This window comes from Salinisphaera orenii subsp. orenii MK-B5 (assembly GCF_003788635.1).
In the GTDB taxonomy this organism is placed as follows: domain Bacteria; phylum Pseudomonadota; class Gammaproteobacteria; order Nevskiales; family Salinisphaeraceae; genus Salinisphaera; species Salinisphaera orenii.
This window is the reverse complement of record NZ_AYKH01000001.1, coordinates 326,132-350,393: the sequence shown is the minus strand read 5'-3', so window position 1 is coordinate 350,393 and position 24,262 is coordinate 326,132. Positions and strand designations below refer to the sequence as shown.

At 66.6% G+C, this 24,262-nt stretch carries 23 protein-coding genes; 15 read left to right on the top strand and 8 right to left on the bottom strand.

The window, feature by feature from the left end; genetic code table 11:
- Positions 1–2: 2 nt before the first annotated feature.
- The 5 genes from SAOR_RS01675 to SAOR_RS01655 all read right to left on the bottom strand — a co-directional run bounded on the left by SAOR_RS01675 (position 3) and on the right by SAOR_RS01655 (position 3,624).
- Positions 3–443, bottom strand: a complete 441-nt coding sequence (locus SAOR_RS01675; RefSeq protein WP_123629921.1) for a DUF411 domain-containing protein — start codon at positions 441–443, stop codon at positions 3–5.
- A 157-nt stretch (positions 444–600) separates the two neighbouring features.
- Positions 601–930: a hypothetical protein gene (locus tag SAOR_RS01670; RefSeq protein ID WP_123629920.1), complete on the bottom strand. Its 330-nt coding sequence runs from the start codon at positions 928–930 to the stop codon at positions 601–603.
- Between the two features lie 119 nt (positions 931–1,049).
- Positions 1,050–2,137 (bottom strand): IS3 family transposase gene (locus tag SAOR_RS01665; RefSeq protein ID WP_123629919.1). Its coding sequence is split into 2 segments (ribosomal slippage): positions 1,050–1,876 and positions 1,876–2,137, totalling 1,089 coding nucleotides; the frame shifts between segments, so codons are not numbered across the junction.
- 88 nt (positions 2,138–2,225) lie between these two features.
- Positions 2,226–2,840 carry a methyltransferase domain-containing protein gene (locus SAOR_RS01660; protein ID WP_123629918.1) on the bottom strand — a complete coding sequence of 205 codons (615 nt, stop codon included), beginning with the start codon at positions 2,838–2,840 and terminating at the stop codon, positions 2,226–2,228.
- A gap of 142 nt (positions 2,841–2,982) precedes the next feature.
- Complete coding sequence (locus SAOR_RS01655; protein ID WP_123592599.1) at positions 2,983–3,624, bottom strand: cation diffusion facilitator family transporter; 642 nt, start codon at positions 3,622–3,624, stop codon at positions 2,983–2,985.
- A 73-nt stretch (positions 3,625–3,697) separates the two neighbouring features.
- On the opposite strand from SAOR_RS01655, the gene SAOR_RS01650 reads away from it, so the two are divergent.
- From SAOR_RS01650 to SAOR_RS01630, 5 genes are all read left to right on the top strand, one after another.
- On the top strand, positions 3,698–4,108 hold the full coding sequence (locus SAOR_RS01650) for a MerR family transcriptional regulator (RefSeq protein ID WP_123629917.1): 411 nt from the start codon (positions 3,698–3,700) through the stop codon (positions 4,106–4,108).
- A 268-nt stretch (positions 4,109–4,376) separates the two neighbouring features.
- Positions 4,377–4,577 (top strand): CopZ family metallochaperone, encoded by a 201-nt coding sequence (locus SAOR_RS01645; protein ID WP_123592597.1) that lies wholly within the window; start codon positions 4,377–4,379, stop codon positions 4,575–4,577.
- Positions 4,577–4,879: a metal-sensitive transcriptional regulator gene (locus tag SAOR_RS01640; RefSeq protein ID WP_123592596.1), complete on the top strand. Its 303-nt coding sequence runs from the start codon at positions 4,577–4,579 to the stop codon at positions 4,877–4,879. Before SAOR_RS01645 ends, SAOR_RS01640 begins: the two co-directional genes overlap by 1 nt.
- Positions 4,880–4,896: 17 nt before the next feature.
- Positions 4,897–7,443, top strand: coding sequence for a heavy metal translocating P-type ATPase (locus SAOR_RS01635; protein ID WP_123629916.1), 2,547 nt, complete (start codon positions 4,897–4,899; stop codon positions 7,441–7,443).
- 158 nt (positions 7,444–7,601) lie between these two features.
- Positions 7,602–8,249 carry a class II aldolase/adducin family protein gene (locus SAOR_RS01630; RefSeq protein ID WP_123629915.1) on the top strand — a complete coding sequence of 216 codons (648 nt, stop codon included), beginning with the start codon at positions 7,602–7,604 and terminating at the stop codon, positions 8,247–8,249.
- Between the two features lie 663 nt (positions 8,250–8,912).
- Here the strand turns inward: SAOR_RS01630 and SAOR_RS01625 are convergent.
- A complete protein-coding gene (locus SAOR_RS01625) occupies positions 8,913–9,656 on the bottom strand; it encodes a dienelactone hydrolase family protein (RefSeq protein ID WP_123629914.1) in 744 nt (247 codons plus the stop codon).
- A gap of 446 nt (positions 9,657–10,102) precedes the next feature.
- Positions 10,103–10,888, bottom strand: coding sequence for a transglutaminase-like domain-containing protein (locus SAOR_RS01620; protein ID WP_123629913.1), 786 nt, complete (start codon positions 10,886–10,888; stop codon positions 10,103–10,105).
- A gap of 535 nt (positions 10,889–11,423) precedes the next feature.
- Between SAOR_RS01620 and SAOR_RS01615 the strand changes: the two genes are divergently transcribed.
- Together SAOR_RS01615 and SAOR_RS01610 are read left to right on the top strand one after the other, a co-directional pair.
- Positions 11,424–12,914: a SulP family inorganic anion transporter gene (locus SAOR_RS01615; protein ID WP_123629912.1), complete on the top strand. Its 1,491-nt coding sequence runs from the start codon at positions 11,424–11,426 to the stop codon at positions 12,912–12,914.
- Between the two features lie 12 nt (positions 12,915–12,926).
- Positions 12,927–13,781: a universal stress protein gene (locus tag SAOR_RS01610; RefSeq protein ID WP_123629911.1), complete on the top strand. Its 855-nt coding sequence runs from the start codon at positions 12,927–12,929 to the stop codon at positions 13,779–13,781.
- 228 nt (positions 13,782–14,009) lie between these two features.
- Here SAOR_RS01610 and SAOR_RS01605 read toward each other — a convergent pair whose 3' ends face one another.
- Complete coding sequence (locus SAOR_RS01605) at positions 14,010–14,717, bottom strand: GntR family transcriptional regulator (protein ID WP_123629910.1); 708 nt, start codon at positions 14,715–14,717, stop codon at positions 14,010–14,012.
- A 168-nt stretch (positions 14,718–14,885) separates the two neighbouring features.
- Here SAOR_RS01605 and SAOR_RS01600 point away from each other — a divergent pair, with 168 nt between their 5' ends.
- From SAOR_RS01600 to fabG, 8 genes are all read left to right on the top strand, one after another.
- On the top strand, positions 14,886–15,926 hold the full coding sequence (locus SAOR_RS01600; protein WP_123629909.1) for a zinc-dependent alcohol dehydrogenase: 1,041 nt from the start codon (positions 14,886–14,888) through the stop codon (positions 15,924–15,926).
- Positions 15,923–16,936, top strand: a complete 1,014-nt coding sequence (locus tag SAOR_RS01595; RefSeq protein WP_221179837.1) for an NAD(P)H-quinone oxidoreductase — start codon at positions 15,923–15,925, stop codon at positions 16,934–16,936. The genes SAOR_RS01600 and SAOR_RS01595 overlap by 4 nt, the downstream gene beginning before the upstream one ends.
- A 48-nt stretch (positions 16,937–16,984) precedes the next feature.
- Positions 16,985–18,724 (top strand): acetolactate synthase catalytic subunit, encoded by a 1,740-nt coding sequence (locus SAOR_RS01590; protein ID WP_123629908.1) that lies wholly within the window; start codon positions 16,985–16,987, stop codon positions 18,722–18,724.
- A gap of 78 nt (positions 18,725–18,802) precedes the next feature.
- Positions 18,803–20,008: an ABC transporter substrate-binding protein gene (locus tag SAOR_RS01585; RefSeq protein WP_123629977.1), complete on the top strand. Its 1,206-nt coding sequence runs from the start codon at positions 18,803–18,805 to the stop codon at positions 20,006–20,008.
- A gap of 52 nt (positions 20,009–20,060) precedes the next feature.
- Complete coding sequence (locus tag SAOR_RS01580; RefSeq protein ID WP_123629907.1) at positions 20,061–20,945, top strand: branched-chain amino acid ABC transporter permease; 885 nt, start codon at positions 20,061–20,063, stop codon at positions 20,943–20,945.
- A 10-nt stretch (positions 20,946–20,955) separates the two neighbouring features.
- A complete protein-coding gene (locus SAOR_RS01575; RefSeq protein ID WP_123629906.1) occupies positions 20,956–22,761 on the top strand; it encodes a branched-chain amino acid ABC transporter ATP-binding protein/permease in 1,806 nt (601 codons plus the stop codon).
- A complete protein-coding gene (locus tag SAOR_RS01570) occupies positions 22,745–23,449 on the top strand; it encodes an ABC transporter ATP-binding protein (protein WP_123629905.1) in 705 nt (234 codons plus the stop codon). Before SAOR_RS01575 ends, SAOR_RS01570 begins: the two co-directional genes overlap by 17 nt.
- A 1-nt stretch (position 23,450) precedes the next feature.
- Positions 23,451–24,257, top strand: a complete 807-nt coding sequence (gene fabG, locus SAOR_RS01565; protein WP_123629904.1) for a 3-oxoacyl-ACP reductase FabG — start codon at positions 23,451–23,453, stop codon at positions 24,255–24,257.
- Positions 24,258–24,262 lie beyond the last annotated feature (5 nt).

Here is a 24,262-nt window from a genome sequence, read left to right as displayed (position 1 = left end):
GCTCAATACGTCGTGTAGACGTCGCCATTCAGCGTTTTGATGACGAACGATTCGCTCTTTTTGCCGGGCATGCCCGGCGAGCCGCTCGGCATGCCGGGTAGCGCAATACCCCGGATATCGGGTTCTTCGCGCAGTAGCTTGGCGACAACCGGTTCAGGCACGTGACCAACGACGACGTAGTCGCCGATGAGGGTGGTGTGACAAGACGACAACGCCGGTTTGACGCCGTGCTTTTCGTTGAGAGCCGCCATATCGTCGGTGTCGAGCACGTCGACGTCGTACCCCTTGGCATTGAGGTAGTCGGCGTACTGCTCACAGCATATGCAGCCGGGGTTGTGGTAAAGACGGGCCTGTACCGGTGCCGCGATAGCCGCGCCGGTCGAGACAAACAAAACGAGCATGAGCATCAGCCGCGTCATGGTCGCATTGCGTAATAGGGTCATGGGAAGAACTCCACGTGATCTAGGGATGCCCGGAAAGCCGTTTGGCGCGCACATGCGACGTAATCATTGGTATCGCATGACAGGCCAGCACAGACCGCAGAGGTGCGGTATGCGTAAGCTCAGCCGGAATTGGTGACGCGCTCAGGCGTCAGACAGATCAAGCGTGGATAGCTCGCGGGGGAAAAGGGTCGGGCCCCTCGAGTTGGCGGCCCAAATGCGTTTCGATATGAAACGTGGGTACCGCGGGCGGCTGGGGCGTGATCCCGGCCGTATTATGCGCAACATCAGCCATCATGCCGCAGATGGCCACTGCGCAAGTCGAAGTCGCCGCGGTGGAATGCTGCGACTTCGTGGTGTCGGCCTGACACAACGTGCAATCGCTTGACGTGTTCTCGGCCGGCATTGTCCACGCCATGACCGCTGGGCTGGCCAGCACGCTGGTGAACACCAGCATCGAGATCAGCGCGTGGACAAGGGTGGACTTCATAAATTTACTATAGACCACACATCCGCCGCGAACAATACCCGGAGTGGGGTACGGGGTCGTTATTTTTTCAGGCAACCGGGTGGTAATCCCCCCATTTTTAACGCAAGCCAGAAGCGGAGCTAAGCCGCCATGCTGAGTTTCTGCATGGGTGTGAGGCCGCCAAGCGCCATGTTCGGGCGCTCGTGATTATAGGACCATAGCCATCGCGTTGCGGCTTCCTGTGCCTCGGCGATGGATTCGAATAAATAGTGGTTGAGCCAGTCGGTGCGAACCGTGCGGTTGTAGCGCTCGACGTAGGCATTCTGCTGCGGCTTGCCGGGCTGGATGTAGTCCAGCCGTATGCCCTCGCTTTTCGCCCAGTTGATCAGTGTGCCGCTGACGTACTCCGGGCCATTATCACAGCGAATCGCGGCGGGTTTGCCACGCCATTCGATGATCTGTTCCAGGCTGCGGATCACGCGTGCCGACGGTAACGAGAGGTCGACCTCGATGCCCAGGCCTTCGCGGTTATAGTCATCGATCACGTTGAACAACCGGAAGCTGCGGCCGTCGCTGAGTTGGTCGTGCATGTAGTCCATCGACCAGACCTGATTGGGCGCCATGGGCACAGACAGTTTCTCCGGCACATCACGCTTCAAGCGCTTACGCGGCCTGATCCGCAGGTTGAGCTCCAGCGCGCGATATATCCGGTACACGCGCTTGTGGTTCCAGCGGAAGCCTTTGACGTTGCGCAGATATAGAAAGCACAGCCCGAAGCCCCAGCTGCGCTGGTTGTCGGTCAACCGGATCAGCCAGTCAGCGATCTCGGCGTTCTCATCGGATAACTTCGGCTGATAGCCGTAGCAAGTCCGACTGATCGAAAAGGCCAGACAGGCCAGGCGGATACTGATGCCACGCTCGATCACGCTGCGTCGGGCCATCTCGCGTCGGCGAGATGGCCTCACCATTTTTTTGCCAGGGCTTCCTGCACGATCTCGGCCTTGAGCCGCTCTTCGGCGTACATCTTCTTGAGCCGTCGGTTCTCGTCCTCGAGCTCTTTCATGCGCGCCATCAGCGAGGCGTCCATGCCGCCGTACTTGCTGCGCCACTTATAGAACGTGGCCGAGCTCATGCCATGCTCGCGGCAGAGCTGTGGTACAGGCGTACCGGCTTCCGCCTGCTTCAAGATCGCCAGGATCTGGCTGTCGGTATAACGGGATGTCTTCACGGGAACCTCCTCGGGTTAGATTACGAGAAAATTCCGCTTTTGACCTGCGTCGTTTTCCGGGGGGATTACCGGGTGAATAATGCGGCGTCTACTTCGGAACGGCCCGGCCTTCGTACATATAGGTCATGGGCTTCGGACCTTTCATGTAGCCGGTTTCGAGGTGTGTACAGTCAAAGCCGGCTTGTGCGATCAATGCCTGGATCGGGCGATCCAGGTGACAGCCGCCGCTGACCTGCGACCATAAAGGCGTCAGTCGGTGCTGCCATTGGGCCACAGTTGCATCCGGGCCCAAGCCGTGTTCGACAAACAGAAGTTGGCCGCCGGGCTTGAGCACGCGGCGCACTTCCGCGAGCGCCCGGCCCGCATGCGGGATACTGCACAGCGTCCAGGTCGTCACGATCGTATCGAGGCTCTTGTCATCAAACGGAATGGCTTCCGCCGAGCCCTCGATCAGCGTAACCCGTCCGGCGGAGTGCTCCGCCGCGCGCCGCGCGATGCGAACCAACTGTGGTGACGGCTCCAAGCCGTGAATGGCGCGGACATGCGGTCCGTAAAACGGCAGATTGAGGCCGGAGCCGATGCCGATTTCCAAGACTTCGCCCTGCGTGCCGGATAACACACGCCGTCGATAGGGCGCGAAGTGGCGGTTACGCATAGCCATATGACAAAGCCGTGGTAACACTACGTCGTTATAGAAGCCCATCATTAAACTCGCTCGTTGCTACTCGCTCACGCTCGCCATCGCATCAAAGAATATCGCCGGCCGTTGCTAGAGTGAGTTGACGAAGATCGCGGCTACACTCTTCGTATAGATGACCGCAAGCCCCATCGAGTTGATTTCGACGCTACCGGGCCGGGCTTTCCTCAGGTGGCGTCGATGATGCAAAGCTAAGCCTCGCCTCGCGCAATACACCGAAGGCCGAATAAAGGAACAAAGTCGCAATGGCCGCACCGACAATGATATCCGGCCAGATACTCCCCGTGAGCGCAACCAGGCCTGCCGCCAGGATCACCCCAGTATTGGCAAACAAGTCATTGCGAGAGCATATCCAGGACGATTGCATGTTGACGTCGTCGTCGCGGTGACGAGTAAGTAAAAGTAGACATAGTACGTTGGCGGCGAGCGCTAGCATTCCAACAACCGCCATTATGGTCGGTTGCGGCGTATGTCCGCTGATGACCTTGTTGATAGCTTCGCTCAGAACCAGCAGGCCGAAGATGAGCATGACCATCCCTTTGAAACCCGCCGATACGGCTTTCCAGCGTGCGCTTCGCGCGACGACGAATAGACTCAGGCCGTAGACAAGCGAGTCGCCCAGCATGTCCAGTGAATCGCCGAGCAGGGCGGTCGACGCCGCCCACCAGCCGGCGGTGAACTCGAACAGAAACATCGCAGCATTGATGGCCAGTACCATCCACAGCATCCGGGCTTGCTGACTGCGCATCTGTTGCAGATGCGCATCATTTTCATCACAACAGCCTGTCATTGATTCCTCCTTTTGACCTTCTGATGCCTGATGATCAACCTTGAAGTAACTTCAAAGTCAAGAGGGATCAGAAATGTTCACCATTGCGCAGGCAGCACGCCGCGCCGGCTGTCCGGCATCGACCATCCGCTATTACGAACGCGTGCGTCTTCTGCCGTCGGCGCGCCGTGGCACGAACGGTTATCGTTACTACGAAGTCGCTGACATCGAGCGTCTGGCGTTCGTGAATCGCGCACGGCAGTTGGGTTTTTCGATCGACGCGGTGGCGGACTTGCTTCGGCTGGCCGATCATCCGCACTCACCGTGCGATGGCGTCGACACCCTGATTGCGACGCAACTTCATTCAGTCGAAAAACGCATTAGACAGTTGCAGACGCTGGCTGCGCGGCTGCGACAACTACAGAGTGCATGCGACGGGGAGCATCCGATACGCGAATGCGGCATCCTCGCCGCGTTATCGGATACGAGGTGGAATGAGGCATAGGCCACCAGTGGCGTGATGGACGATTGGTAAACGGATACGCCTGATCGGTTATCCCCGTAATAGTGCGGATATTTCAGAAAGCTTCTGGCCTTGTCTTACCCCAGGTGGTGAGGGGGTAACCTCATGCCGCCGTGGCCGATTACATAGATCTCAGTTCTCATTCCAATAGCGAATTTTCGCGGTCTGGTTTGACGTGACGCAGCACGCATCCTAGCCTACTTCAATCAAACCCCACCCCATAGGGGGTGGATGTTTTCAGGAGAGGAAGATGATTCGGTTGCAAATCGAAGGCATGAGTTGCGGCCATTGCGTGTCGGCCGTGCGGGACGCGCTGGCCGGCGTCGCGGGCGTCGATCGGGTCGCCGCGGTGGATCTCGAGGCCGGCGAGGCAGCGGTCGAGGGCCGCGCGGATACGCAGGCGCTGATCGCCGCCGTCGAGGAGGCGGGCTACACGGCCCGGGCCGCCTGATGGCCGAGGAAAGCAAGACTTGCTGCGATCGCCTCGCGATCGATCCGGACATCCGCGAGGATGCGGCGTCGCGCCTGCGCTCCATTCGCGGGCACGTCGACGGCATTCTGCGCATGCTCGAGCGCGACGATGTCTACTGCGTGGACGCGCTCAAGCAGATCAAGGCGGTCAACGGCGCCCTGTCCAAGACCGGTGATCTGATCCTGCGCGGGCATCTCAAGCATCACGTGGTCACGGCCCACGAGCGCGGCGACGAGGACGCGATCGTGGCCGAGCTCATGGACGTTCTCAAATACCGCTAGCGGCGGGGGAGGCCGATATGGCCCGAACGGACACGAAGCAGATCGATTTCGGCGTCGACGGCATGAGCTGCGGCGCCTGCGTGGCCCGCGTCGAGAAGGGCCTGGCGAAGGTCGAGGGCGTGCGCGATGCCCGCGTCAATCTCGCGACCGGACGGGCGCGCGTGGACTTCGATGCTGGTGCGAACGACGTCGGCGCCCTGTTCGAAGCGGTCGAGAACGCCGGCTACACGCCGATCGCCGACACTCTCGAGTTCGGCGTTCGGGGCATGACCTGCGGCGGTTGCGTGGCACGCATCGAAAAGCGCCTGGGCGCGCTCGACGGCGTGATCCGGGCGACGGTCAATCTGACCACGGAGCGCGCGCGGGTGGAGTATCTGGCCGGCGTGGTCGATCGGGACGCCATCTTCGAGCGCGTGACGGCGACCGGCTATACGCCGGTCGAGCTCGACGCCGACGAGACCGCGACCGAAGATGACACCGGGGACGCCGACGAGGCCGGGCGCCTGAAGCGGGCCGTGCTGTTCGCTGCGGCGTTCACGATTCCGCTGTTCGCGATCGCCATGGCGCCGATGGTCCCCGGCGTGGCGAGCGCGATGCACGGGCTGATGCCGGAGCGCGCCTGGAAGGGGCTCGAACTATTGCTCGTCCTGCCGGTGCTGTTCTGGGCCGGCCGGCGTTTCTACACCCAGGGCTGGGCCGAGCTGCGGCACGCCGCTCCGGGCATGAACAGCCTGGTGATGATCGGCTCGAACGCGGCGTTCTTCTATTCGCTGGCCGCCTTCACCGTACCGAAGCTGTTTCCGAGCGACACCGCGAACACCTATTTCGACGCCGCGGGCATGATCGTCACCCTGATCCTGCTCGGGCGCTATCTCGAGGCGCTGGCCCGGGGCCGGACGTCACAGGCGGTTCGCGGCCTGATGCAGCTGCAGGCCCGGACGGCGCGGGTGCGTCGCGACGGCGACTGGCAGGCGGTGTCCGTCGACGCGGTGGTGGTCGACGACGTCGTCTCGGTGCGGCCCGGCGAGCGCGTGCCGGTGGACGGGCAGGTGGTCTCCGGCGAGAGCTATGTGGACGAATCCATGATCTCGGGCGAGCCCGTGCCGGTGGAAAAGACCGCCGGCGCCGAGGTCGTGGGCGGCACCGTCAATCAGAGCGGCCATCTCGAGATCCGCGCCACGAGTGTCGGCGGCGACACGGTGCTGGCCCAGATCATCCGCATGGTCGAGGAGGCGCAGGCGGAAAAGCCGGCGATCCAGGCCATCGCCGATCGCATCGCCGGGGTCTTCGTGCCCATCGTGATGGCCATCGCGGTGGCCACCTTCGTCGCCTGGCTGATCCTCGGCCCCAGCCCGGCGCTGGCGCTGGCGTTCGTGGCCGCCGTGTCGGTGCTGCTCATCGCCTGCCCCTGCGCCATGGGGCTGGCGACGCCCACGGCCATCATGGTCGGCACCGGTCGCGGCGCGGCCATGGGGGTGCTGTTCCGGCGCGGTACCGCGATCGAGCAGCTGGCGGGCGTCAACACGGTCGTCTTCGACAAGACCGGCACCCTCACCGAGGGCGCGCCCGCGCTGACCGAGCTGGAGCCCGTCGCGGACTTCGACCGCGACACTGTGCTGCGCCGGATCGCGGCGGTCGAGGCGCTCAGCGAGCATCCGGTGGGCGCGGCGATCGTCGCGGCCGCCCGCGATGCGGGCCACGATCTGCTGGCGGCGACCGACTTTGCCGTGCACACGGGTGAAGGCGTCGAGGCCGAGGTCGAAGGCCGGCGCGTGCAGATCGGCGCGGCCCGCTACATGCAGCGGCTCGGCATAGACACCGCGGCTCTCGACGCGCGCGCCGACAGCCTCGCCCGGGCGGCGCGCACGCCGCTGTTCGCGGCGATCGACGGGCGGCTGGCCGCACTCGTCGCGGTCGCCGATCCGGCCCGGAACGAGGCGCGCGACACCATCGATGCGCTGCACGATCTGGGCCTGGATGTGGCCATGCTCACCGGCGACAACGAGGCCACCGCCCGCGCGGTCGCCGATGAGCTCGGCATCGACCGGGTGATGGCCGGCGTCATGCCGGATGCCAAGGCCGATGAGATCCGGCGCCTGCAGCGCGACCACGCCCGCGTGGCGTTCGTCGGTGACGGCATCAACGACGCCCCGGCGCTCACCCGCGCGGACGTGGGCGTGGCCGTCGGCAGCGGCACCGACATCGCCATCGAGTCCGGCGACGTCGTGCTCATGCGCGCCGACCTGGCGGGCGTGGTCAATGCGATCGCGCTGGCTCGGCGCACCATGAGCACCATCCGCATGAACTTCGGCTGGGCCTACGGCTACAACGTGCTGCTGATACCGCTCGCCGCCGGCGTGTTCTATCCGTGGACCGGCTGGCTGCTCAGCCCGGCGCTGGCAGCGGCTGCGATGAGCCTGTCGAGCGTCTTCGTGCTGACGAACTCGCTGCGTCTGCGGCGCTTCGCCCCCACGCTGGCGCCGCGTGCCTCGGCGTCGACAAGGCGGGGCGGGCCCGCCAACGCCGACGGCCCCGAAGCACCCGCGGTCCGCGACGCCGCCTGATCGCGCGGGGCGATGCGGCGCGGCCGGGCGCCGCCGCTGTGGTCGGTGGCCGGGCCGGGCGGCGTTCCGGAGGCGCTCGGGCCCGTCGGTGCCGGAACCATCCGGCGCGCCCGCGTGGCAGAATCGGCGGCTGGAATTGATGCCGGAGCACAGCCGTCATGTCCGAATACGCCACGCGGCAGGCGATCATCGACCACGGCCGGGCGCTGACCGCGGCCGGCCTCAATCATGGCACCACCGGTAATATCAGCGTGCGCCACGGCGACGGCCTGCTGGTCACGCCGACCGGCATGGGCTATGACCGGCTGGGCGCCGAGGACATCGTGCCCATGTACATGGACGGCGGTTTCGACGGCCGGCTGCGGCCGACCAGCGAGTGGCGCTTCCACCGCGACATCCTGCAGCAGCGCGCGGACGTTCACGCCGTGGTGCATACCCATGCGCCGTACGCCACGGTGGTTTCGATCCAGCGTCGGGAGATCCCGCCGCTGCATTACATGATCGCGGCAGCGGGTGGGCCCACCATCCGCTGCGCGGATTACGCCACCTTCGGCACGGCCGCGCTATCCGAGGCGGCGTTGACCGCCCTCGACGGCCGGCTGGCCTGTCTGCTGGCCAACCACGGCATGATCGCCTGCGGCGCCACCCTCGACAAGGCCGTGGCGCTGGCGGTGGAGGTCGAGGAGCTGGCGCGCCAGTATGTCCTGTCGCTGCAGCTCGGCGGGCCGGTGTTGCTGGACAGCGCCGAAATCGATCGGGTGTTGGAGAAGTTCCGGACCTACGGCGCCCAGCCGGACGCGGTCTGACGACGCGCGGCCCGCCGTGCGGCGTGGTGCACAGGCGCCGTGTCACAGAGTTGGCCACCCGGTTTAGGCGCGCTCTTCGGCACGGCGCCGCCACGGGTCTCGGTGTCGTCACGACGCCGCACCGGCGCGTGCGGTCACGGATTCGGCGTGGCCGGCTCCGGTAGATCGATGCGCCGGGTGGTGGTCCCCGTGCGATGAGCGATAGCCGGGCAGAGCCCGGGGTGCTGTCGAATCGTTGAGTCCGATCGGGTTGTCGGCCCGATTTGGCCCGGTAGGGCACGCCTGAGCCTTGCTCCGGCAAGAATCCTGATGCATAGAGCGGCCGGGTTGGAGTAGGGGTCACACCGGCAGCCGCCCGGGACGTGATGGCTTGGGATCCGCCCCCATGGCAGCGGCTTAGCATGCGCGCCGGCCCTGGCTTTCGGGCTACGGGCGAGGACGACGCGGATTGGCTACGGGCCACGTTTGGCCGGATCGGAGCCGTAGCGTGCGCGTCCTAATTCGTTGGCGCTGCGTGGTCGGCGGCCGCCGTGAGCGCGCGACGCGTTCGTGCGCATCATCGAATCGGCCGCTCAGGTGTTTCCCTTCGGCCTGGGGATCCGTCGGCAAACACGCCCTCGGACGCTCGCCGACATCCTCCCGCCCTTGGCCGTCGCCAAGCGCTCAGCCGATGGTCTCTCCGAGCAGCGTGAACAGCCGCCGATAGTGTCGGTCATCCGCGGTCGGGTTGTAGACCGGCGCGTCGGCGGCGGTGTAGCCGTGGGCCGCGCCGCGGTAGAGCTCGGTTGTGAAGTCCACCCCGGCGGCGGCCAGGGCCGCGTCCAGACGCCCGATCTGATCCGGTGGCAGCAGCTCGTCGCCGTCGGCATGACCCAGATAGACGCGGGCCTCGATGGCGTCGACGACGTGCACCGGGCTGTCGGGGTCGTCCGCCGCGGCCAGGCGCGCCGAGTGAAAGCCCGCCGCGGCGGCGATGCGTTGCGGATGCCAGGCGGCCATGCGCAGGGCGAAGGCGCCGGTCATGCAATAGCCGACGACCGCGACCCCGCCGGCGGCGAATTCGGATTCGTGGTCCACGCAGCGCAGCAGGGCGTCGAAGTCGCGGGCCTGGGCTTCCGCGGTGAGATGACCGGCGTACTCGAACAGTGTGGGCCGCACGTCGTCGTCGCGGAAGGATTTGCCCTCCGGCACCACCGGGCCGGTCGCGTCGCGATGATAGACGTTGGGCATGAGCACGGCGTAGCCGCCGTCGGCGATACGCTGCGCCTTGTCGTGATAGCAGGGGCGCAGCCCGCCGATGTCGGTGAACAGCACCACCGGCGGCATCGGCCCGGCGGCATCGTCGGGTGTGACGATGTGAGCGTCGATGGTGCCGCCGTCGGCGGGAATGTCGAGGGCGCGCTGCATGTCGGCCTCCGTTTCGGGGTGCGCCAAACCGCGCATTCTGCCATGGCGGCGCCACGGCCCGAGCCGGGGCGACGCCTTTCGCGGGCGCGCCGATCCGGTGCCTCCTATCGCGCGTGAGGGCGACGAGCGGCCTTGCCCCGCGAGTGCCCGCGGCCAGAGCCTGTCAACGCTTCATGCGAGCCCGCGCCAAGCGCTTTCTGAAAATCGACTATGGGCGGCAAGGCAAGGCGCAATCAGTCTGCGCCAGCGTGCGACAACACTGGAATGCCGCACCTTGTTCATTTCATGGGGCGCTTGGCCCTATGGGTTGAGCCGCCCCTGAAACAACCATGGGCACTCCGCGGCGTTGCCAGTCCGGATCGTGGCTCGCCACGATCGGCGACTCGCGCTTGCAGCACACGATGTGCGATCTCCGACGCGGCGTTCGCATGAAGTGTTAACAGGCCCTAGTCGATCCGCGAGACCGCGACTTCCTGCGTCGTGGTGTTCGCCGGCGGGCCGAACTGGTTGAAGATGGCCACGTCGGCGGCATCCCGCCCGTAGCCCACGGCCACGTAGCCGGCGACAGGCCCGGCCTGGGTGGCGTCGAAGACGTGCCAGCGGCCGCCGACATAGGCCTCGAACCAGGCGTGCATGTCCATCGGCACGAGGCCGTGTAGATAGCCCACCCCCAGTCGCGCGGGAATGCTCAGGCCGCGGCAGAGCGCAATGCCCAGGTGTGACAGGTCACGGCAGACGCCGGCCCGACGCTGGTTCACGTCGATGGCGGTGATCGGCACGTCGCTGGTGCCCGGCTCGTAGCGCACCCCGGCCCGGATCCAGGCCGTGATCGCGGCGACCTGATCGTAGCCCAGCGCGCAGCCGGCCGCGATCTCCGCGGCCATCCGGCCGAAGCGATCGGATTCGCAGAAGCGGCTCGGCAGCAGGTGGATCAGCACGTCGTCGGGCAGTGCCTCGATATCCACGAACGGCGACCCCGGCGCGGTGCCGGCGGTGTCGGCGACGCGGACATCCGCGGTCGTGGCGATCGCGAACGCGCCGGGCGGTGCGGTCAGGCGCTGGCAGCGATTGCCGTAGGTGTCGGTGAACTCGAAGGCGTGTACGCCGGGAGACAGTTCGTAGGTCTCGCGCGCGACCCACTGGTGCGCTTCACTGCGTGGGCGGAGCATCAGAATCAGCGGCGTCGGCACGGCGAAGTCGAACGTCAGATCGCAGCGGGTGTGCAACCACATGGGTTTGGCCTACGGATGAGGGGTGGGCGGGGCGTCGCACTGCGGCGCCCGCGGCGACAGTGGCCCGTCGCGCCGTCGAGTATCCGCCTTTGCAGCGGCTGTGAACAGCGTCGGTTCGAGGCGCGCCGGCGCCGGCCGGGGTGTCCGGCGCGGACGGCGCGCTGCAAATGCCGGCGAGCGCTGTGCTATCCTCCGCGCCCCTGTTCGCGCGCCAGGTCTTCCCCGCGGACACTGACCACAGGATCCGGATTTGACCACGCGACTCGAAAGCCGCCCGCAGGGCCGTGACTCACGCCACCGGTGCAGTCCGCCCTAGCCCCGGGTCGGCTTCGGTCGATGCGCGCTCGCGCGTCGATCCGGCCGCATCCTGAACTCGGCCCGCGCTGTCCGCAGCAGGGCCCCCGCGCCCATCGATCCGATCGCTCGGTGTCGATCCCGATGTCCTCCGGTCGCCGGTAGCCGGCGACTGAATCGGGCGTGCTCCTTCTCGTGGCCCTGTTTTCGGCCACGTCAATTCGTGACGGAAAGATATCGAATGCTCCAGACCATAGCTCACCGCTGGCTGTCCAACGTGCGTCCCGATCTGCTGGCCGGCTTGGTTGTCGCGCTGGCTCTGATCCCGGAGGCGATCGCCTTCTCGATCATCGCCGGTGTCGACCCGAAGGTCGGCCTCTATGCCTCGTTCTCGATCTGTGTGATCAGCGCCTTCGCCGGGGGGCGCCCGGGCATGATCTCGGCCGCGACCGGCGCGATGGCGCTGCTGATGATCACGCTGGTCAAGGATCACGGGCTGCAGTACCTGCTCGCAGCGACGCTGCTGACCGGCGTGCTGCAGATAGCGGCGGGGTGGCTACGACTCGGCGCGCTCATGCGCTTCGTGTCGCGCTCGGTGGTCACCGGCTTCGTCAACGCGCTGGCGATCCTCATCTTCATGGCCCAGCTGCCCGAGCTCACCGGCGTCACCTGGCACGTGTATGCGATGACCGCGACCGGGCTGGCGATCATCTATCTGTTCCCCTATCTGCCGCGGGTCGGGCGCATCCTGCCGTCGCCGCTGATCTGCATCGTGGTGCTGACCAGCGTCTACGTCCTCAGCGGCATCGATGTGCGCACGGTCGGCGACATGGGCCAGCTGCCCGACACGCTGCCGGTGTTCCTGTGGCCGGAGGTGCCCCTGAGTCTGGAGACCCTGCGCATCATCTTCCCTTATGCCGCGATGATGGCGGTCGTGGGCCTGATGGAGTCGATGATGACCGCCACGATCGTGGACGACCTCACCGACACGCCGAGCGACAAGAACCGCGAATGCCGCGGCCAGGGCATCGCCAACATCGGCTCCGGCCTGCTGGGCGGCATGGCGGGCTGCGCGATGATCGGGCAGTCGGTGATCAACATCAAATCGGGCGGCCGTACGCGGCTGTCCACGCTCGCGGCCGGCGTGTTCCTGTTGATCATGGTGGTGTTTCTGTCGCCGCTGGTCTCGCTCATCCCCATGGCGGCGCTGGTCGCGGTGATGATCATGGTGGCGATCGGCACGTTCAGCTGGGAATCGCTGCGGGATCTGCGCAAGCATCCGATGAGCACCAACATCGTGATGGTCACGACCGTGGTGGTGGTCGTGGTGACGCATAATCTGGCGATCGGCGTGTTCGTCGGCGTCCTGCTGGCCGCGCTGTTCTTCGCCAACAAGGTCGGGCGCGTGCTGCGCGTGGACAGCGCACCCACCGAGGACGGCACGGGGCGGGCCTACGAGGTGGTCGGGCAGGTGTTTTTCGCCTCGGCGGATCGCTTCAGCGAGGCCTTCGACTTCAAGGAGACGCTCGAACACGTCCGGATCGACGTGCGACGGGCGCATTTCTGGGACATCACCGCGGTCGGCGCGCTCGACCGGGTGGTCATCAAGTTCCGCCGCGAGGGCACCGACGTCGAGGTCGTCGGGCTCGACGAGGCCAGCGCCACGCTGGTCGACCGATTCGCCGTCCACGACAAGCCCGGTGCGGTGGAAGATCTCATGGGCGGCCACTGAGGAGACAACACAATGGATAAAACGATAACGGCCTGCATCGACGACTCCGAGTACGCCTCGGCGGTCTGCGACGCCGCGGCCTGGGCCAGCCGGCGTCTGACGGCACCGATGTCGATCCTGCACGTCATCGACAACCACGCCGAGCCGGGCGTGTCCGACGCCAGCGGACAGATCGGGCTCGGCACCCGCGAGCATCTGCTGGAGGAGCTGGCCTCGCTCGACGAAAAACGCGCCAAGCTTGCCCAGGAGCAGGGGCGCCTGATGCTGCGCGCCGCCCAGGAGCGCGCCCGTGAGGCCGGGGTCGCGGACGCCACGACCCGGCTGCGCAACGGCGCGCTGGTCGAGGCCCTGGTCGAGATCGAGGATTCGATCCGTCTGCTCGTGCTCGGCAAGCGCGGCACCAACGCCGACGCCGCGCGCGAGCATCTGGGCTCCAATCTGGAGCGGGCGATCCGGTCACTGCACTGTCCGATCCTCATCACGCCGCCCGGGTTCGGTGCACCGAAGCGTGTGCTGATCGCCTTCGACGGCAGCCGCACCGCACTGCGGATGATCGAGCGCATCGCCACCAGCCCGCTGCTGCGCGAGGCCGAGTGCCACATCGTCTTCGTCGGCCAGGACAGCGAGGCGCTCGCCGAACAGCTGGTCACCGCCGGCCGTCATCTCGACGACGCCTGTGCCGGTGTGCACACGCAGACGCTGACCGGCGAGATCGAGACCAGTCTGCGCGACTACCAGCAGCGCCACGCCATCGACCTGCTGGTGATGGGCGCCTACGGTCATTCCCGCATCCGTCATCTTTTGATCGGCAGCACCACGACCGAAATGATCCGCCACGCGACCATTCCGCTCCTGATTCTGCGCTGACGCCGCGGATCGGCCGTCACGCTCTGCGCGCTCGACAAGGCAATCGTCGCGTGGCGGCCGGGCTGCGATGGCATGGGCCAGCTCGGTCCGCTTGGAGGCGGCCGGCTGCGCCGCGTCGAGCCGGCCGGACTTATTTGAATTCTTGCGAGACAGGGCGGGGCGAGGCCGCGTGCGGCAACGATCCGCGACGTCGCGTCCTCACGGGCCGCTGCGGTCGATCGCCGTGCTTCAGCGACTGGCCCGACGCGCCATCGGGGGATTCTCCTGGGCGGAGAGATAATCGATCAGGCTCTGGCCGCCCTCGATGATGTCGCGTCGGATCGCCTCGCGCACCATGGCGCCGTCCTGTGTTTCCAGCCCTTCCAGCACGACATCGTGCGGATGCACCGCCCAGCTGAAGTTTCCGGTGTCGTAGAGATGGCTGAGTATCGGCCCGCAGCGCATCCAGAGCGTCTCGAGGATCTGATAGTTGATCGGCATGCCGCTCGCCGTGATCACCCCGAAGTGAAACTTTTCGTTGAGCAGCAATGCGCGGTCGAAATCCTCCGTCGCATGGCAGTCGGCGATCTCGTGCTGAATCGCCCGCAGTGCCTCCAGTTCGGCCGAGGTGATGCGCTGGGCGGCCTGCGTGCCGGCCTCGCCCTCGAGCATGATCCGCAGTGACTGAATCTCGCGAAGCTCGGCCAGCTTGAGCAACGGCACGACCGCGGTGCCCCGCGCGTCGAGTTTCAGCGCGTTCTCCGAGACCAGCCGGATCAGGGCTTCGCGGATCGGTGTCGCGCTGATCCCGAGATGTTTGGACAGCGGCCTCAGACGCAGGCGCTCGCCGGGCGGCAGCTCGCTGCGCATGAGCGCGCGTCGCAGTTGCTGATAGGCCAGATCGCTGAGGTTGTTCTTCGTGACCTGAGAGAGCTTTCCGGTGGTGTCGGTTTCCATAAGCGAGGGCGTGGGTTGACAGAGTGAGAAGTTGTTATCCAGTATTCGTTATAACAAATTACATGTAACGAGCATCGGGTTGTGCTCAATCCGATTATGCGACGGCCGGCTGCGAAGACAGAAACCGATACAAGCGGCCGTCGGTAAAGCGAGGACAGAGGAGAAGTGATGCTGGCGTTGCGCAAGACGAGCACCGCGTTCGGGCTGGACGTCGTCGAGGTGGACGAGCCGGGCCCGCCGGCGGCCCACGAGGTGCAGATCGAGATCGCTGCCACGGGCATCTGCGGCAGCGATCTGCACGTCTACGAGTCGACGCCCGGCTACGAGTTCATGCACGACCGGCTGCCGGTCACGCTGGGCCACGAATTCGCCGGCACCGTCGCCGCTGCGGGCAGCGCCACGACGTCGTTTCGCGTCGGCGATCGCGTGACCGCATGGCCCACGACGGCCTGCGGCGACTGCTTCCACTGTCGCGCCGAACGTCCCCAGGATTGTCAGGCGCGCGAAGTCATCGGCCTGCACATCGACGGCGGCTTCGCCGCCCGCGTCAACGTGCCCGCCGGCAACTGCTATCGGCTGCCCGAGGGCCTGGATCTCGATCTGGCCGCCCTCAGCGAGCCGCTGTCGATCGCCGAGAACGCGCTGGACGTGGGCGAATGCGCGGCCGGCGACGCGGTGGTGGTTCTGGGCCCGGGGCCCATCGGTGTGGCGCTGGCCTGGCTGGCCCAGCACCGCGGCTGCGCGCCGGTGCTCCTGGCCGGGCTGCACGACAGCGGTCGGCTCGCGCTGGCCCGCCGGATGGGCGTCGAACATTGCGTCGACCTGGCCGACGAGCCGTTGGCCGACGCCGTGCAGCGCGTCTTCAGCCGGCCGGTCGATCGCGTCATCGAGGCGACCGGGGTCGTGGACTCCGTTCATCAGGGCCTCGCCGTGCTGAGATCGAGCGGCATCCTGGTCGTCGCCGGTATCCACAGCCAGCCGATCGAGATTCCGCTCACGCAACTCGTGCGCGACAAGAAACAGCTGCGGGCGGCACACGACACCAAGGCCGCGGCATGGCCGCGTGTGCTCGCGGTACTCGCCGAGCACGGAGAACGCCTGTCCGAAATGATCACCGATCGCCTCCCGCTGGCGGATGCGATCGACGGGTTCGAGCGGGCCCGAAACCGCGACGCGATGAAGATTCTGCTCAAGCCGGAGACCACATGAACGCTGCAGCCTTGCCCGAGACCATGACCGTCGTCACCGCCCCGGAGCCGGGCGGGCCGGCGGCGCTGCGAACCGAATCCCGGCCGGTGCCGGGGCCGGCCGGGCGCGAACTGCTCGTACGGGTGGCGGCGGCCGGCGTGAATCGGCCCGACGTGATGCAGCGCATGGGCAACTATCCGCCGCCGCCGGGCGCCAACGACGTGCTCGGGCTGGAGATCGCCGGCGAGGTGGTGGCCGTGGCCGACGGCGTCGAGCGCTTCGCCGTCGGCGACCGGGTCATGGCGCTGGTCGCCAGCGGCGGCTACAGCGAATACGCGGTGGTCGACGACCGCAACGCGCTGTCGGTGCCCGACGGCTTTTCGATGGTGGAGGCGGCCGCGGTTCCGGAGACCTTCTTCACGGTCTGGACGAACGTGTTCGAGCGCGGCGGGTTGAAGGCCGGCGAGACGCTGCTGGTCCACGGCGGCAGTTCCGGCATCGGCACGACCGCGATCCAGCTCGCCGTGGCGCGCGGGGCCACGGTCTACGTCACCGCCGGCAGTGAGGACAAGTGCGAGCGCTGCCGGGCGCTGGGTGCAGAGGTGGCGCTGAATTACCGAGCGGTCGATTTCGTCTCCGAGATCCACGACCGCACCAACGGCCGCGGTGTGGACGTCGTGCTGGACATGGTCGCCGGAGACTATGTCGATCGCAATCTGCAGGTCGCGGCCGTGGACGGGCGCGTCGTTCAGATCGCGCTGATGCAGGGCCCGCAAGCCACCATCGATCTGCGGCATCTCATGCCCAAGCGGGTCACGTTCACGGGCTCGACGCTGCGGGCGCGCAGCGTCGAGGCCAAGGCGGAAATCGCCGCGGCACTCGCGGACTTCGCGACGCCCCTCTGGGCCGAGGGCCGCTGCCGTCCGGTCATCGATTCGACCTACGCGCTGGCCGATGTCGTGGCCGCGCACGAGCGCATGGACGCCCCCCATATCGGCAAGGTCGTGCTCGAGACGCCGGCGGCCGGCTGACGACGCGCGTTCTGCCACAGCGAAGATCGAAAAAAGAGGAGATCGAGAATGGATACAGGTGCGTCGAGCCGGAACGAGTCGAACACGAAAACGGGGGCCCAGCGCCTGGCGGCGGCATTGGCACGCCACGGCGTCACGGAGATATTCGGTCAGAGCATTCCGTCGAAGCTCTTTCTCGCCGGGCCCGACTACGGCATCCGCCAGATCGGGTATCGCACTGAGAACGCCGGAGCGGCGATGGCGGACGCCTATGCCCGGGTGTCCGGGCGCGTGTCGGTGGTCTCCGCGCAGAACGGGCCGGCGGCCACGCTGCTGGTGGCCGGCCTGGGCGAGGCGTTGACCGCATCGACGCCGATGGTGGCCATCGTCCAGGACGTCGCGCGGTCCAACACCGACCGCAACGCATTCCAGGAACTGGACCACCTCGAGCTGTTCAAGGGCGTCAGCAAGTGGGTGCGGCGTGTCAATCAGGCCGAGCGCATCGACGACTATGTCGACATGGCGTTCACCGCGGCCGCCTCCGGGCGCGGCGGCCCGGCCGTGCTGCTGGTACCCGTGGACGTACTCGACGACGAACTCCCCGGGCCCGCCAGGGCGCGGCAGGCCGATCTCGGCACCTATCCGCTGGATCGGAGCGTGGCCGATCCGGATCGCGTCAGCGAAGCCGTCGACCTGCTCGCCGGCGCGCAACGCCCGCTGATCATCGCCGGCGGCGGCGTGCACGGCTCGAAGGCCTGTGACGCGCTGGCCGAGCTGCAGGCGCTCGGCTTCCCCGTCGCCACGACAGCCATGGGCAAGGGCGCGGTCGATGAACAGCACCCGTTGTCGGTCGGCGTGGTCGGCTATTTCATGGGCAAGCGCGGCCGCACCGCGCCGCTGCGTTCGCTGGTGACGGAAGCCGACGTCATTCTGCTGATCGGCAATCGCACGAACCAGAACGGGACCGACAGCTGGTCGCTGTATCCGGACAATGCCCGTTATATTCATCTGGATATCGACGCGCAGGAAGTCGGGCGCAACTACGAAGCCCTGCGCCTGGTCGGCGACGCCCGCCTGACCCTGCAGGCGCTGAACCGCGGGCTCGCCGCGGCCGATCTGTCCGTCCGCGAGCAGGCCCGCGAACAGCTGGAGACCCGCATCGGCGAGGCCCGGGCGGCGTGGAGCAGCGATCTGGCATCGCTGGTGGACATGGAGGCCCGGCCGATCCGGCCCGAGCGCCTCATGCGGGATCTCGACGCCGTGCTGACGCCCGAGACGCTGGTCGTCGCGGATGCCAGCTATGCCTCGATCTGGGTCGCCAACTTCCTGACCTCCCGCAGGGCGGGCAGCCGCTTCGTCACGCCGCGTGGGCTCGCCGGTCTGGGCTGGGGCGTTCCGTTCGCGCTCGGCGCCAAGGCGGCCCGGCCGGAGGCGCCCGTGTTCTGTCTGACCGGTGACGGCGGCTTCGCCCACGTCTGGGCGGAGCTCGAAACCGCACGGCGCATGGGGCTGCCGATCACGATCACGGTGCTGAACAACCAGATCCTGGGCTATCAGAAGCACTCCGAGCAGGTGCTGCACGGCGATTACACCGATGTCTGCGAGTTCACGGCGGTCGACCATGCCGCGATCGCGCGGGCCTGCGGCTGTGAAGGCATACGCGTGGAGGACCCGGCCGACTATCGCGCTGCGCTCGAGCAGGGGCTGGCGTCGACGGCCGTGACGGTCATCGACGTCGTGACCGACGAGCGCGCCTATCCGCCGATCACCAGCTTCAAGGACAGCCCGAACCTCGATCTGCCGATCTGATCAACCGCTGTAGCCGCCCGCCTGAAGGCGGCACGTTCCCGAGAAAATGAGGAGATGACCATGTCGAAATCACGATCCATGTTCCGATACGCCGCGATCGGCCTGACCAGCGCGCTCGCCCTGGGCGCCGGGGCGGGTGCAGCCCACGCCGAGGTGAAGTTCGGCGCGCTGTACCCGTTCAGCGGCCAGCTGGCGCTGCTCGGCGAGGAGAGCGCGCGCGGGCTCGAACTCGCCGTCGAACAGATCAACAGCGAAGGCGGCGTGCAGGGCGAGCAGGTGAAACTCGTCCAGGGTGATGCCGTCGATAACAATCAGGCGATCGGTGAAGCACGCCGGCTGATCGCGCGCGAGGGCGTCAAGGCGATCTTCGGAACCTACTCCTCCTCGCGCTCGATCGCGGCCAGCCAGGTCGCCGAGCTCAGCCGGATTCCCTATTTCGAGCTGGGCGCGGTCGCGGAGAAGGTGACCAGCCGCGATCTGGGCTATCTGTACCGCACGAATCCGACCGCCAAGGACATGGCGCGAACCATCGTCGACATGATCGTGGAGTCGGTCGCGCCTGAGCTCGGCATGGATCCGAGCGAGCTGCGCATCGGGATCATTCACGAGGATTCGAGTTACGGCAGCTCCGTCGCCGAGTTCGAGAACAAGTACGCCGAAGAAGCCGGCCTCAACGTCGTCGCCGAACAGGCCTACCCGGCCTCGACCGTCGACATGTCGTCGATCGTGCTCCTGCTGAAGGAAGAAAACGTGGATGTCGTTCTGCAGACCTCCTATCAGAACGACTCGGTGCTGTTCCTGCGTCAGGCCGACGAGGAGAACTACGATCCGAAGGCGATCATCGGCGGCGGGGGTGGCTACTCCATGGAGCCCACGGCCGAGGCGGTCGGTGAGGACGTCATCGACGGCGTTCTCGATGCCGACTTCACGCAGTACAACGTCAATCCCGAGTTCGCTCCGGGCGTGAAGGAGTTCGTCGAGGACTACAAGGCGAAGTACGACAGCGCCCCGCGGTCGGGTCATTCGCTGAACAACTACGCCGGCGCGATGGCTCTGCTGCACGCCATCGACGACGCCGACGGATTCGGACCGGACGAAATCCGCGAGGCGGTGGATGCCATCGATATCCCCATGGGCGAGACCGCTGCCGGTTACGGGGTGAAGTTCGGCGAGAACAACCAGAACACCCGCGCCAAGATGATGGGCATGCAGTGGCAGGACGGTGAACTGGTGACCGTGTTCCCGGAAGAGGCCGCAGTCTCCGAGCTGAAACTCCAAGACTAGCGTCATTCGCCGGAGCCTGTGCGCAGGCTCCGGCTCCTTTTCGGGGTCGATCATGGAAATCGTTCTGCAGATAACGGCCAACGGGCTGATGCTCGGGGGGCTGTACGCCATGATCAGCGTGGGGCTCACGCTGATATTCGGCATCACTCGCGTCATCAACTTCGCGCACGGCGAGTTCCTGATGGTGGGGATGTATATCGTCTATCTCGTTACGACGCAGCTCGGCGTGCATCCGTATGCCAGCGTGCTGCTGGCGGTACCGGCGCTGTTCGTGATGGGCGCGCTCACACAGAAGCTCGTGATCGAGCGGCTGCGCAATTCGGACGAACACGTCCAGATCTTCGCGACCGTCGGTCTGTCGATCGCGCTCATCAATCTGGCGCTGCTGATCTTCGGGGCGGATATCGCCAACACGCCGTCGTCTGGGCTGCGCCACAGCGTCGGGGTCGGCACGGTCGGCGTGCTCACCGGGCAGCTGGTGATCTTCTTCAGCTCCATCGTGCTCGTGGTCGTGCTGCATCTGCTGCTGACGCGCACCCGTCCGGGGCGGGCGATTCGTGCGACCGCCCAGAACCGTGCCGCGGCCCGGCTCATGGGCATCAACGTCTCGCGGGTCTATGTGCTGACGTTCGGTCTCGGCGCGGCCTGCGTGGGCGTGGCGGCGACGCTGGTGGCGCCCCTGTATCCGGCGTCGCCGACCATCGGGACCTACTTCGTGCTGATCGCCTTCGTGGTGGTCGTCATGGGCGGTCTCGGCAGCATCACCGGCGCATTCATCGCGGCGCTGGTGATCGGGCTGGTGGACGCGTTCGCCGGCTACTACCTCGGCTCGGACCTCAAGGAAGTCGCGGTCTTCGGCATCTTCCTGCTGGTGCTGATCTTCCGGCCGTCCGGCCTGTTCGGCGCCCGGCGCAATCTTTCCCACGTCTCCCCGTGAGTGGCCGATCATGAGTACTTCTACGTTGTCTCTGCCTCGTAACCGTGACGGATGGCGTGCGCCGGTCGCGCTCGCCGGCGTGCTCGCCGCGCTGTTCGTGCTGCCGGTCGTCATCGACGACGCATTCGTCTATCACATCTTCATCACGATCTGCATTTTCGCGGGCCTGTCCACGGCCTGGAACATCGTCGGCGGTTACGCCGGCCAGCTGTCGCTGGGCCACGCGGCCTTCTACGGCATCGGCGCCTACGTCGGCATGATGCTGGTGAACGCCGGCGTGACGCCGTGGCTCGGCATGTTCGCCGGGGGCGGCGTGGCAGCGGTGGTCGCCGTGGCCATAAGCTATCCCTGTTTCCGGCTGCACGGCCCGTTCTTCGCGCTGGCCTCGATCGCCTTTCTCGAGGTGTTTCGCGTGCTCGCGCTCCATTTCAGCGGCGTGACCGGCGGCGCCACCGGCATGATGGTGCCGCTGGAAACCGGCTGGATGTGGATGATCTTCCAGGATCGCCTGCCGTCGCTGATCATCGCCTTCGGGCTGATGCTGCTCACGCTGCTCGTGGCCTGGGGCCTGCGCCAGCACCGCTGGGGTTTCTATCTCGTGGCCACGCGCGAGCGCGAGTCGGCTGCCCGCAGCGCCGGCATCGGCACCGTCAAGATGCGGCTGCTCGCGGTGGCCATATCGGCGGCGCTGACCGCGATGCTCGGCACGTTCCACGCGATGTATCTGACCTTCATCGAACCGGGTTCGGTGTTCTCGCTGACGTTCTCGATCCAGATCGCGATGTTCGCGCTGATCGGCGGCATCGGCACGGTCTTCGGGCCGTTGGTCGGCACGATCCTGCTGGTTCCGGTCACCGAACTGGCCCGCGGCTGGCTCGGTGCGGAAGCGGTGGGACTCCACGGCTTCGTCTACGGCAGCGTGCTCGTGATCGCCGTGCTGTTCATGCCCGACGGGCTGATGAGCGTGCTCTCACGTTTCTTCGGGGCGGGGCCGGCCGCGCGTGACGATGACGGCGCAGGTGCAACGACATCGGCGCCGAGCCGCACGCAGGCCCAGCGCGCGCCGATCGGCGATGTCGTGCTGCAGGCCGAACATCTGGACAAGCACTTCGGCGGGCTGCACGTGACCAACGACGTCTCGCTGACGCTCCGCAAAGGCGAGGTGCTCGGCGTGATCGGTCCGAACGGGGCCGGCAAGACCACGGTGTTCAACATGCTGTCGGGCTTTCTCAAGCCGGATAGCGGCCGGGTGTCGATCCGCGGCGCTGACGGGCATTTCCATTCGCCGGCCAGCCCCGGGGATTTCGCTCGCCTTCAGCTCGGGCGGACCTTCCAGATCGTGCAGCCCTTTGCCGCGATGACGGTGGAGGAGAACATCATGGTCGGTGCCTTCCATCGGCATCCCGCGGTGGCGGATGCGCGTCGCTCGGCGCGCGAGATCGCCCACCGCATGGGCCTGGCGCGCTATCTCGACGACGAGGCGCGCGGTCTGCCGATCGGGGGACTGAAGCGGCTGGAGATCGCCCGCGTGATGGCCATGGAGCCGCGCGTGCTGCTGCTCGACGAGGTGATGGCCGGGATCAACCGCGCCGATCTTCAGGAGGCGATCGAGCTCGTCCGGGCGATTCGCGACAGCGGCGTGAGCATCATCGCGATCGAGCACGTCATGCAGGCGATCATGTCGCTGTCCGACCGCGTGATCGTGATCAATTCCGGCGAAGTCATTGCCGAGGGCGCGCCGGAGGACGTCGTGCGCCAGGAGGCGGTGATCGAAGCCTATCTCGGAAAGGAGTCGGTCGATGCTGCAGCTCAATAACGTGAGCGCCGGGTACGGCGCCATCAATGTTCTCGAAGACGTCGATCTCTCGGTCGAGGAGGGCGAGGTCGTCACGATCGTGGGCGGCAACGGCGCCGGCAAGACCACGACCCTGCGCACGATCTCCGGACTGGTCACCCCGAACCGGGGCGAAATCCGCTTCGAGGGGCAGAACATCGCCGGCATGGCGTCGCACGACATCGTGGACCTCGGCATCACCATGATCCCCGAGGCGCGGCAGCTGTTTCCGGACATGACCGTTCGCGAGAACCTGCAGATGGGCGCGTACCGGCGCGGAGCCCAGGAGGGCCTGAAGCAGCGTCTGGAGGAAGTCGTCGCCATGTTCCCCCGGATCGGCGAACGGCTCGACCAGCGCGCCGAGTCGCTGTCGGGTGGCGAGCAGCAGATGGTGGCGATCGGCCGCGGCATGATGGCGCGGCCCCGCCTGCTCATGTTCGACGAACCGTCGCTCGGCCTGGCGCCGATCATCGTCGCCCAGGTGTTCGAGGTCATCGAGCGCATCGCGCGTACCGGTACCACGGTGCTGATCGTCGAGCAGAACGTCTATCAGACGCTCAAGGCGGCGGATCGCGGCTACGTGCTGGAAAACGGCCGCGTCACCATGGCCGATACGGCCGATGCACTGCTCGGCAACGACCATGTGCGCCGAGCCTATCTGGGGATCTAGCATGGCCGAGACACGACAGACGGATCCAACGAAGATGCCGGAACGCAGCCACGCGGGGCGTTCCATTCTCGTGACGGGTGCCGGTGCCGGGATCGGGCGCGCCATCGCCATCGGCCTGGCCGATCGCGGCGCGCGGGTGGGCGTGGCCGACTGGTCCGGCGAGAATGCGCGGCGGGTCGTCGCCGAGATCGAGGAACGCGACCGCGGCGCGGCCACGGCGCTGGCCGTCGATGTATCCGACTACGAGGCGCTGGCCGCGCGCGTGGCCGAGGCCGAAACGATACTCGGCGCCTTCGACAGCGTGGTCAACAACGCGGGCATCTCGCCCAAACACGACGGCCGTGCACACAAGCCGTGGGAGATGGCGCCCGAGGAGTGGCGCGCGGTGCTGGATGTGAACCTCACGGGCACGTTCAACACGGTGCGCCTGCTCAGCCCCGGCATGCGCGAACGCGGCTTCGGCTGCATCGTCAACATGTCGTCGGTGGCCGGACGCGCCTATTCGCCCATCGTCGGCTGCCACTACGCCGCCACCAAGGCCGCCATCATCGGTTTAACCCGTCACGTCGCGGCTGAACTCGGTCCGTTCAACATCCGGGTGAACGCCATGGCGCCGGGGCGTATCGAAACGCCGATGGTGCTCGGCGTGGACGCCTCGATCAACGACGAACAGATCGGAATGACGCCGCTCGGGCGGCTCGGCCGGCCCGAGGAGGTCGCGGACCTCGCCGCCTATCTGACCTCCGAACAGGCGAGTTTCGTCACCGGCCAGACGATCGACGTGGCCGGCGGCCTGTACATGACCTGAAACCG

Bases quoted from the DNA above. Each gene is read 5' to 3' on its own strand.
- SAOR_RS01675 (WP_123629921.1), bottom strand. From the start codon at position 443: ATGACCCTATTACGCAATGCGACCATGACGCGGCTGATGCTCATGCTC.
- SAOR_RS01670 (WP_123629920.1), bottom strand. From the start codon at position 930: ATGAAGTCCACCCTTGTCCACGCGCTGATCTCGATGCTGGTGTTCACC.
- SAOR_RS01660 (WP_123629918.1), bottom strand. From the start codon at position 2,840: ATGGGCTTCTATAACGACGTAGTGTTACCACGGCTTTGTCATATGGCT.
- SAOR_RS01655 (WP_123592599.1), bottom strand. From the start codon at position 3,624: ATGACAGGCTGTTGTGATGAAAATGATGCGCATCTGCAACAGATGCGC.
- SAOR_RS01650 (WP_123629917.1), top strand. From the start codon at position 3,698: ATGTTCACCATTGCGCAGGCAGCACGCCGCGCCGGCTGTCCGGCATCG.
- SAOR_RS01645 (WP_123592597.1), top strand. From the start codon at position 4,377: ATGATTCGGTTGCAAATCGAAGGCATGAGTTGCGGCCATTGCGTGTCG.
- SAOR_RS01640 (WP_123592596.1), top strand. From the start codon at position 4,577: ATGGCCGAGGAAAGCAAGACTTGCTGCGATCGCCTCGCGATCGATCCG.
- SAOR_RS01635 (WP_123629916.1), top strand. From the start codon at position 4,897: ATGGCCCGAACGGACACGAAGCAGATCGATTTCGGCGTCGACGGCATG.
- SAOR_RS01630 (WP_123629915.1), top strand. From the start codon at position 7,602: ATGTCCGAATACGCCACGCGGCAGGCGATCATCGACCACGGCCGGGCG.
- SAOR_RS01625 (WP_123629914.1), bottom strand. From the start codon at position 9,656: ATGCAGCGCGCCCTCGACATTCCCGCCGACGGCGGCACCATCGACGCT.
- SAOR_RS01620 (WP_123629913.1), bottom strand. From the start codon at position 10,888: ATGTGGTTGCACACCCGCTGCGATCTGACGTTCGACTTCGCCGTGCCG.
- SAOR_RS01615 (WP_123629912.1), top strand. From the start codon at position 11,424: ATGCTCCAGACCATAGCTCACCGCTGGCTGTCCAACGTGCGTCCCGAT.
- SAOR_RS01610 (WP_123629911.1), top strand. From the start codon at position 12,927: ATGGATAAAACGATAACGGCCTGCATCGACGACTCCGAGTACGCCTCG.
- SAOR_RS01605 (WP_123629910.1), bottom strand. From the start codon at position 14,717: ATGGAAACCGACACCACCGGAAAGCTCTCTCAGGTCACGAAGAACAAC.
- SAOR_RS01600 (WP_123629909.1), top strand. From the start codon at position 14,886: ATGCTGGCGTTGCGCAAGACGAGCACCGCGTTCGGGCTGGACGTCGTC.
- SAOR_RS01595 (WP_221179837.1), top strand. From the start codon at position 15,923: ATGAACGCTGCAGCCTTGCCCGAGACCATGACCGTCGTCACCGCCCCG.
- SAOR_RS01590 (WP_123629908.1), top strand. From the start codon at position 16,985: ATGGATACAGGTGCGTCGAGCCGGAACGAGTCGAACACGAAAACGGGG.
- SAOR_RS01585 (WP_123629977.1), top strand. From the start codon at position 18,803: ATGTTCCGATACGCCGCGATCGGCCTGACCAGCGCGCTCGCCCTGGGC.
- SAOR_RS01580 (WP_123629907.1), top strand. From the start codon at position 20,061: ATGGAAATCGTTCTGCAGATAACGGCCAACGGGCTGATGCTCGGGGGG.
- SAOR_RS01575 (WP_123629906.1), top strand. From the start codon at position 20,956: ATGAGTACTTCTACGTTGTCTCTGCCTCGTAACCGTGACGGATGGCGT.
- SAOR_RS01570 (WP_123629905.1), top strand. From the start codon at position 22,745: ATGCTGCAGCTCAATAACGTGAGCGCCGGGTACGGCGCCATCAATGTT.
- fabG (WP_123629904.1), top strand. From the start codon at position 23,451: ATGGCCGAGACACGACAGACGGATCCAACGAAGATGCCGGAACGCAGC.